Annotated in this window: 11 protein-coding genes; 8 read left to right on the forward strand and 3 right to left on the reverse strand. The window is 25.7% G+C overall.

Annotation, left to right across the window (positions count from 1 at the left end):
• Positions 1 to 22 precede the first annotated feature (22 nt).
• From dprA to KGF42_RS02545, 3 genes are read right to left on the reverse strand one after another with little or no spacing between them, the layout of a single operon-like run.
• Positions 23 to 1,123 carry a DNA-processing protein DprA gene (gene dprA / locus KGF42_RS02535; RefSeq protein WP_227821512.1) on the reverse strand — a complete coding sequence of 367 codons (1,101 nt, stop codon included), beginning with the start codon at positions 1,121 to 1,123 and terminating at the stop codon, positions 23 to 25.
• An 18-nt stretch (positions 1,124 to 1,141) separates the two neighbouring features.
• Positions 1,142 to 2,746, reverse strand: a complete 1,605-nt coding sequence (locus KGF42_RS02540) for a YifB family Mg chelatase-like AAA ATPase (RefSeq protein ID WP_227821513.1) — start codon at positions 2,744 to 2,746, stop codon at positions 1,142 to 1,144.
• 30 nt (positions 2,747 to 2,776) lie between these two features.
• On the reverse strand, positions 2,777 to 3,121 hold the full coding sequence (locus tag KGF42_RS02545; RefSeq protein ID WP_054273271.1) for a YraN family protein: 345 nt from the start codon (positions 3,119 to 3,121) through the stop codon (positions 2,777 to 2,779).
• 184 nt (positions 3,122 to 3,305) lie between these two features.
• Here KGF42_RS02545 and KGF42_RS02550 point away from each other — a divergent pair, with 184 nt between their 5' ends.
• From KGF42_RS02550 to KGF42_RS02585, 8 genes are all read left to right on the forward strand, one after another.
• A complete protein-coding gene (locus KGF42_RS02550; RefSeq protein ID WP_227825650.1) occupies positions 3,306 to 3,686 on the forward strand; it encodes a hypothetical protein in 381 nt (126 codons plus the stop codon).
• Positions 3,687 to 3,801: 115 nt separating this feature from the next.
• Positions 3,802 to 4,065, forward strand: coding sequence for a sensor histidine kinase (locus KGF42_RS02555; protein WP_413926983.1), 264 nt, complete (start codon positions 3,802 to 3,804; stop codon positions 4,063 to 4,065).
• The gene (locus KGF42_RS02560; protein ID WP_054273269.1) at positions 4,058 to 4,702 is read left to right on the forward strand and encodes a response regulator transcription factor; all 645 of its coding nucleotides are present in this window, start codon (positions 4,058 to 4,060) and stop codon (positions 4,700 to 4,702) included. Before KGF42_RS02555 ends, KGF42_RS02560 begins: the two co-directional genes overlap by 8 nt.
• A gap of 132 nt (positions 4,703 to 4,834) precedes the next feature.
• Entirely contained in the window at positions 4,835 to 5,770 is a 936-nt protein-coding gene (locus tag KGF42_RS02565) for an ABC transporter ATP-binding protein (protein ID WP_227821515.1), read from the forward strand.
• Between the two features lie 13 nt (positions 5,771 to 5,783).
• Complete coding sequence (locus tag KGF42_RS02570) at positions 5,784 to 6,881, forward strand: ABC transporter permease (protein ID WP_227821516.1); 1,098 nt, start codon at positions 5,784 to 5,786, stop codon at positions 6,879 to 6,881.
• Between the two features lie 2 nt (positions 6,882 to 6,883).
• Positions 6,884 to 7,948 carry an ABC transporter permease gene (locus tag KGF42_RS02575; protein ID WP_227821517.1) on the forward strand — a complete coding sequence of 355 codons (1,065 nt, stop codon included), beginning with the start codon at positions 6,884 to 6,886 and terminating at the stop codon, positions 7,946 to 7,948.
• 243 nt (positions 7,949 to 8,191) lie between these two features.
• Positions 8,192 to 8,689, forward strand: a complete 498-nt coding sequence (locus KGF42_RS02580; RefSeq protein WP_054273265.1) for a CarD family transcriptional regulator — start codon at positions 8,192 to 8,194, stop codon at positions 8,687 to 8,689.
• Positions 8,690 to 8,874: 185 nt separating this feature from the next.
• On the forward strand, positions 8,875 to 9,095 hold a 221-nt coding region (locus tag KGF42_RS02585; RefSeq protein WP_227825651.1), incomplete at its 3' end, for a transposase.

Genomic DNA, 9,095 nt, shown 5'->3' on the forward strand with positions numbered 1-9,095 from the left:
ACCCCCACTACTTAATCTTAATTTATACATTTAAACTGTACGTTTTATTATTCATTTCTACTACTAACTCATTTAGTACTAATTCATTAATTATTGAATTTACATACTTTATTTCTATACCAGTATAATCACAAATACTATCTATATGCAAGTTTCCTTCTCTTTTTATAGCTTCAATTATTTGCTTAGACTTGGCATTTAAACTTATATTATCATATTTTTGATTTATTTTTTTATCAACAATATTAAATATGTTATATTCATTCAAAATATCCTCTATATTTTCAATTAATTTTGCACCTTCTTTTATAATTTTATGACAACCTCTACTCATTTGAGAATTTATATTACCTGGTACTGCAAAAACATTTTTTCCATGCTCAAGAGCAAAATCTACTGTGATTAATGCACCACTTTTTATGGCTGCCTCTACAACAACTACTCCATCACTTAATCCACTAATAATCCTATTTCTATTAGAAAAATGGTATGGGGCTACTGTCGAGTTAATATTATACTCTGATAATAATAATCCCCCATTTTCTAATATTTTATTTGATAAATGTAAATTTTGTTTTGGAAGAGGATTGTCTACTCCTGAACCAAGCACTGCTATAGTTTTAGATTTTCCATTCATGCAACCTATATGTGAGTATGCATCTATTCCTATAGCTAATCCACTTACTATATTAACTCCATACTGGGATAGTTGACAACTCATTGTTTTTGCACAATTAATTCCATAGGCTGTAGGTTTTCTTGAACCCACTATAGCTATATTAAAATTATTATTAACTAAATCTATGTTACCTTTATAAAATAATAACTTTGGAGCATTGTATATATTCTTTAATTTTTCAGGATATTCTTTGTCATATTGACAAATATACTTAATTGATTTTTTATAAAGTAGTTCTTTTATATTTTCTAAATAAGCGTGACCTCTATATTTTACTATACTTTTTCTAATATTCAAGCTTATATTTTTTAAATTATATATTTCTTTTTCAGAAAAATCAAATATATCCTCAATATTTACTATTTCATTTTCTATTATTTCAATCGTTTTTGTTGTTATTCCACTAATTGATTTCAACCACAAATAAGTATCTCTTTTTTCCATAAAATCCACCTCAAAAACTTATTTAAAATAATTATAATAAGCCTTTCTAAATGAAAAAGCTTCTATAATACACTGCGAATTTATTAATTCTATTTCCTCCAAATCCGCTATTGTCCTTGCCATTTTTAAAAGTTTTGTATAACTCCTACTGCTTAGGTTATATTTATTAAATATTATCTCAGCCGTTTTTGAAGCTTCTTTTTCCAGTCTACAATAGTTTAATAAATTGTAAGCTTTAATTTCACTATTATTTTTTATATTATCTTTCTTAAATCTATTTATCTGTATTTTTCTAGCATTTTCTACTCTTCTCTTTATTTTTTGAGAACTTTCTTCTTGTTTTGAAGAATTAAAATCAGAATATTTTATAGAATTAACTTCTACAAAAATGTCAAACCTATCTAATAATGGACCTGATATTTTATTTATATATCTATCAATTTCGTTACTTCTACATCTACACTCTGTTTCTGACATATAATAACCACATGGACATGGATTCATAGCTGCAATTAACAATACTCTACAAGGATATTTTGCATTGTACTTTACTCTAGATATATTTACATATCCATCTTCTATAGGTTGTCTTAAAGTCTCAAGTATTTTTCTATCGAATTCAGCTATTTCATCCAAAAACAAGATACCTCTATGTGCTAGTGCAACTTCTCCAGGCCTTGCATCTATTCCTCCACCAATTAAGGATTGCTTTGTAGTTGTATGATGAGGTGCTCTAAAGGGTCGCTTATCAATTATTCCTTTATTTTCATTTATCATACCTAGTACACTATAAACTTTACTTACTTCTATCATTTCTTCTATACTTATATCTGGTAAAATCGTCCTTACTCTTTTTGCAATCATAGTTTTTCCTGAGCCTGGAGGTCCAATCATAAGTATATTATGATTACCAGCTGCTGCAATTTCTGCACTTCTCTTTACGAAGTAATTTCCTCTTACATCTTTAAAATCTTCATCATATTTATTTTCTTTTATACTATAAGCCTTAATATATTTACAACCTTTATAATTATAATCTTTTTCTAGCTCTTTACTATTTTTTTCTAGCTCATCATCTAAAAAAGACATTATCCTTTCTTTATCGACTCTTATTTCTTCATTTAAAAAATCAACACATTCTTTTAAACTTCTAATAGGAATTATATCAATCTCATCTACAAATAAACTTTCTTTTATATTCTCAATTGGTATAAAAATACGTTTTATATTTTGAGTTTTTGCCCCCATAATTATAGGCAATATTCCTCTTACTTTTCTTATTTTTCCATCTAATGACAACTCTCCTATAAACATACTTTCTCTTATGTAATTTTCATCCTTTTTTATTGACTCTCTTAAAAGACCTATACTTATAGATAAATCTAAAAAAGCTCCTTCTTTTTTTATATCTGCTGGCGATAAATTTACAACTATTCTCGTACTTGGAAATTTATATCCACTATTAATAATTGCTGATTTTACTCTCTCTCTTGACTCTTTGATTTCCTTACTTGGAAGACCAACAATGTTAAAGCTAGGTATTCCATTACTTATATCAACTTCAACCTTTACCAAAAAGCTATCTATTCCTACTAAATTGCTTGAGTTAATAATACTTAACATATTTAATCCTTTCCAAAAATTTTATATTTTTTAAAAAGCATTCATTATGTGATTTATTCTTTTTTCTAATAAATAGACCTCTATAATATCAAATCTTATGGGAGTGTTATGTAAGTTATTTTTTATAATATAGTACTTTGCAACATCAATTATCTTTTTTCTCTTTTTAAAACTTACAGATTCACAAGGATAGCCATACTTTATTGTCGTCCTTGATTTCACCTCCACGAATACAATCTCATTACCTATACTTGCTATTATATCGACTTCTCCTATCTTTAATCTGTAGTTTTTTTCTAGTATCTCTACACCCTTTGATAACAGATAATTAACTGCTATTTCTTCTCCAAAATCACCTTTTTCTTTATTATTCATTGTTTACTCCAATACACTAAATTTTTACTTTTAAATTATGGTCAGTATACAATTTAACTATTCAATTTTTTTAAATTGATTTTATCTCCATGAATATTAATAAATACTTCTATTGACTTTATTCTGCTATGATATTATTCTAGTTTTCATAGATAAAGTTTATTTTTATGGAGGAAGGTCTTTAATGAAGAGAAAAAAATTAGTTATTTTTATACGATATTTATCTCTATTTATGTTAGTTGTAAGCTATTTGAACAATGTTGAAAATACATTATATCCAATTATGACCATGATAATATTATTTTTAATTATAATAAATAATCAAGTTAGATTTTTTTCTTTATCAAATGAGAATAAATTTGTACTTATTTCTTATTTTTTAGAACTTACTTTAATTTTTATATTGTGTAATTATACAAAAGCTTTTAATTCTCTTTACTTTGTTCCTTTAATTTTAGATACATCATTTTTAATAAAGGAAAAATATAAATACATATTATTCTCTTTCATTATAATATCTTCTTTTATTATTAGTTTAGATAAAAAATTACCAAAATTTATTTAAAATCAAAGAGCTCGTTAAAAGCTTCATTAAGCTTACAAATATCAAGGTTAGATTAACTATATCTAAAAATACTTGGAACCTATCTAGAAATCAATCTATAGCTTTATATAGACTTATTCAGGAATCGCTTTCCAACTCATCAAGACATGGAAAAGCAACTGAAATCAGAATTTTTATGACATTCAATCCTTCAAATCTTATAGTTACTATTAGTGATAATGGTATAGGATGTGGCAATATAAAAAAAGGAAATGGGCTTAGCAGTATTAGCGAAAGAATATATGAATTAAATGGTAAAGTTGAATTTGATAATTCTAATAATGGTTTCACAACTAGAGCTTCTTTTCCTAAATTTTCAGGGGGTGATTTTTTTGAATAAAATCAAAGTTCTTATAGTAGATGATGAAAAATTGATTAGAAAAGGTCTTAAAATTATTTTGTCATCTTATGATGACTTAGAAATTGTAGGAGATGCTTCTAATGGATATGAAGCTTTAGAATTCTGTAAAACAAACGATGTAGATATAGTTCTTATGGATATACGAATGAAGGTTTGTGATGGAGTTCTAGGTACAAGGCTTATAAAAGAATATAATAGTTCTATAGCATTATTAATTTTAACAACATTTAATGATGATGAATATATAAAAGATGCTATGAAATTTGGAGCTTCTGGATATCTTTTAAAAGATAGTTCTGATGAGGTATTACATGAAGGTATTCGTTCTTCATTTTTTGGCAATATTGTACTTGATAAAAGTGTAGCTGAAAAAATTATGTCCTCTGAAAAAACAATTGAACAAGAGCATATTTATGACATGTACAATTTAACAGAAAAAGAAATATCCATAATTAGATTAATTGCAAATGGACTTAATAATAAAGAAATAAGCCAAGAGTTATTCTTATCTGAAGGTACAATAAAAAATAACATAACTAATATTTTAGGAAAACTAGAACTTCGTGACAGAACTCAACTAGCAATCTTTGCCTTCAAAAATAAAATCGTAATATAATAAATCTAAAAATATAAAGTGACTTAAGTCACTTTTTTTAGTGACTTATAGTAATAGAATTATAGTTTATAATTCTTTATTATAGTATTATAGATTTTTAACTTATACAAAATTATTTTGGGAGGTATTATTATGGATATAGTCAAAGTAAATAATATAACAAAAAGATTTAATGATAAACTAGCACTTGATAATATCAGCTTTTCTGTTAAAGAGGGCGAGATATTTGGGCTTATTGGCCCAAATGGTGCAGGTAAATCTACACTTATAAATATAATTACAAATCTTATGTTGCCAAACAGTGGTAGTATTCAAATCAATGGTTTAGATTTGTCAAAAGATTATATAAAAGCAAAATCTATAATAGGATTGGTTCCACAAGAATTAGCACTTATAGAAGCTCTTACTCCTTTTGATAACTTAGAATACTTTGGAGCTTTCTATGGTTTAAAAGGAAAGTTACTTCAAGAAAGAATCAATGAAGCATTAGAAGTCATAGGTCTTACTGAAGTCAAAAAGAAAAAGGTCAAAAAATTGTCTGGTGGTATGCAAAGAAGATTAAACATTGGGATAGCACTCTTAAATCATCCTAAAATATTAATATTAGATGAACCAACTGTGGGTGTCGACCCACAATCAAGAAATCACATTTTCAATTTTATAAAAGATATATCTAAAAAACAGAAAACTACTGTAATATATACTTCTCACTATATGGAAGAAGTTGAACATCTTTGTTCTAAAATTTTTATTATGGATGAAGGTAAAGAGATTGCTTTTGGAGATAATGATTATTTAAAATCATTAGTATCTACAAATACAAAATTAATTATGGAAATAAAAAATATAAATGCTCAACTTATCTTTGATTTAAAAAATACTAAAGGTGTTATATCTATTTTAGAAAATAATTCATTAGTAGAATTGGATATAGATAAAAAATTACAACTTACAGATATACTCTCTGTTGTTGACAAAAACAATTCAAAAATAGTGCGAATTTCTTATGAAGAACCTAGTCTAGAAGATGTATTTTTAAATCTAACAGGCAAAAATTTAAGGGACTAGTGGGGGTGATTTTATGAAATTATACATGAGTATAAAAACTATGCTAAAAGGTTTAAGAAGCTCCTTTATACTTAACTTAATATATTTTTTAGCTTTGCCTTTGATTCTAGCTTGGTTTCTTGGAATGGTTACAGAAAGCATGTTTCAAAATCCTATACAAACAGACCCTACATCAATTGTTATATATGATAAAGATAACACAAAGCTATCAAATAATTTGACAACATTTTTAAAAAATGATTTATCTTCTGTATTAACAGTCCAAAAAGAAGACTCTAAGGCAGATTTAAAACTCACTATACCTAAAGGATATGAAAATAATTTATTAGATGAAAAATCAAACATTATAAATATAGAAAACCTTGGCATTCACAATGATATTACAGTATTACTTCAGGATATATTAGACACTTATCATGAAAAGATATATTTGAATAATTCTCAAAAACTAAGTTCAGAAGAGTTATCTAGCTTATTTAATAAGAGTTCTATTGATACTTCTACAATAAAAAATAATGTCAAACAAGATTCTTATGAATACTTTGCTTTAGTTTCACTAGGATTTCTTGTAATAATTTTTATAATGAACAATATTTTATCAAATTATATAAGTGAATCAAAAGGACTTTCAAAAAGGCTTTATTCTATGCCTATAACTAGAGTACAATTCTTAATTTATGACTTTGTAGGTTTATGGATTTATTCATTTATATTCTTGTTATTATATGTCTTATTCTTTAGAATTCTTGGAATAACATTTAAAGGTAATTTTGCTATATTGACCTTACTTTGCGCTTTATCATCTTATTTTATGACTTCAATATCTTCTTTTGTAACCAGCTTTTTTAGTAAGAAATATGGTACATTTATAGTTTATACATTACTCTTCCTACAGGCAATTTTTGGAGGCATTTTCAGTGTAGTAAATGATGTGTTTACTAAGTTTACGAGTTTATCTCCTACTTATTTAATAGGAACATTGTTCAGTGATTATGAAACATTTAAAACTATAGATTCGATAGGAAACTTAATTTTTACATGTTTAATTGCCTCTACAATATTGATTACGCTTACTATTATAAAAGAAAAATACAAATGGAGGGAGGTTTAATAATGATTAGATTAATTGTTGCAAATATAAAGAGATATATAAAAAATCATTCTCTTTTAATTAATATAGTTATGTTTCCTGTTATATTAATTTTTTCTCTTAACTTTTTTACCAATAACTCGGAAAATCAATCAATGTACTTTTCTCCAGTAGCAATTGTATCTGACTCTTCAGGAAAGTATGAGCATAAGTTAATAAATAGCTCTAAATTAAAAGAAAACTCATTTGAATTAAATGAGAAAGATAAGGCAATGAGTCTATTAAAAAATAATAAAGTTTCTGCTGTATTCGTCTTAGATGAAAATTTTTCAACTAATATAGATAACTTAAAACGACCTGTAGTTAAGTGCTTTAAAACTGAAAATGGTGGTGGTAGTCTTTGGGCAGAATCACAAATAGAATCTTTTATTGCTAACTCATTAAAATTAAAAGTGGATAAAAATATAGATGATAAATTGACCAAAACAAATATAATTGATAAAAAAACAGATAAGAATAAAAATTCATTTTTAGTAGTTTTCTTAATATGTTATTTTATGTATATTAATGCAGCACATCTTGCTTCTGATTTATTTACATTAAAAAAATCAAATGTACTAAAAAGACTTATTTCTACAAATCACAAAGATATAAAAATAATTTTTAGTATATTTTTAGGGTTATTTTTTATTCAATCAATTGCATACATTTTAACTTTAGTGTGTTTTACATTTATAGGAGACTTTAGATTAACTATAAATATATTGATGATTGTGCTAGCAAATAGTTTTGTTGCAACTGGATTTGTATTTTGGATAGCCAGAGTATTTAAAAGTGAAAATTCTATCAGTCTTATATCTACTTTTTATTCTTTAATAGGTCTGGCTATATCTATATCTAGTCTAATACCATCAATGGATAAATTATCATTTATGACTAATCTTTCAAAGCTTACACCATTTTATTGGACTATAGATGCAATTAAAAACAATGGTAGTATCTTAATAAATATAATAGTTCTAATACTGATTGGAATTATTTTCGTAACGGCAGGGAGTCTTAAATTACGAGATTTTGCTAAAAACTAATAATTACTAAGTATAATTCGTATCTAGTTTTATATAATGATAACAGGATATTTCAACATGTTAAATCATTTTATCTTATATTTTTATCTTTAATTTTATATATCCTCAAAGCTAAACTTAATATTATATATTAATATTTTTGACTTGTCAAGTATTTTGTGGTATAATAATAATTATTAGATAATTAAAGCATTGTACTCAAGTTGCAATATCTAAAATTAAGTTTGGAGGTACAATTAATATATGTATAAAATTGGTGAAAGTGTGATGTATCCAAAAGAAGGAGCCTGCTATGTAAATGATATTGTAACAAAAAAAATAAATCATCAGATGCAAAAATATTATGAATTAACTGTTATTTTCAATAGTAACCTTAAAATTTCGATTCCAGTTCTAAATGCTGACAAAATTGGTATGCGTCCAGTTATGGATGGAAATGAAGTTGATAATTTTATCCAATCTATTGATAGAACAGATGGTGTATGGATTTTTGATAGAAAACAAAGACTTAAACTATACCATGATAAATTTCATTCAGGAGATGTTTTTGAGATTGTAAAATTGATTAAAATGCTTATGATACAAGATTGTTCAAAACAATTATGTAGTACAGATAAGGACTTTCTAAATAAAGCTCAAAGATTTGCTTTATCAGAATTAGCTGCTGCTCAATGCAAATCTTATACAATCGTATTAGAAGAAATGAAAAAACATATACTAAATTCGGCAAATAATAATTAAACATATGTTTTTATTTAAATAAAAAACCTAAAATGGAGTGCCTCAAAGTGAACTTTTTAGTTCATGGGCACTCTTTTTTGTATGAAATCAAGTATATCTTAATCATTACCAACAGTGAAAAAGAGGCTTATCTGTACTGCACCCCAATTGTTGGACCAAAAATCTAATGATTGGGGTGTTTTTATATGGCTAAATACGATTTTAATTTCAAATTAAAAGTAGTTAAATCCTATTTAAATAGAGAAGGAGGATATGTTTCAATCGCAAAACAATATGGAGTTGCTAACCATTCTCAGGTTGAAAGATGGGTTAATGCATATAATACATTAGGAGAGGATGGTCTAAAAATAAAAAATAAAAATACTTTATATACTATACAGTTCAAGCTAGATGTTATAAACTATAT

The organism is Clostridioides sp. ZZV15-6383 (assembly GCF_020657735.1).
Taxonomy (GTDB): Bacteria; Bacillota; Clostridia; order Peptostreptococcales; family Peptostreptococcaceae; genus Clostridioides; species Clostridioides difficile_D.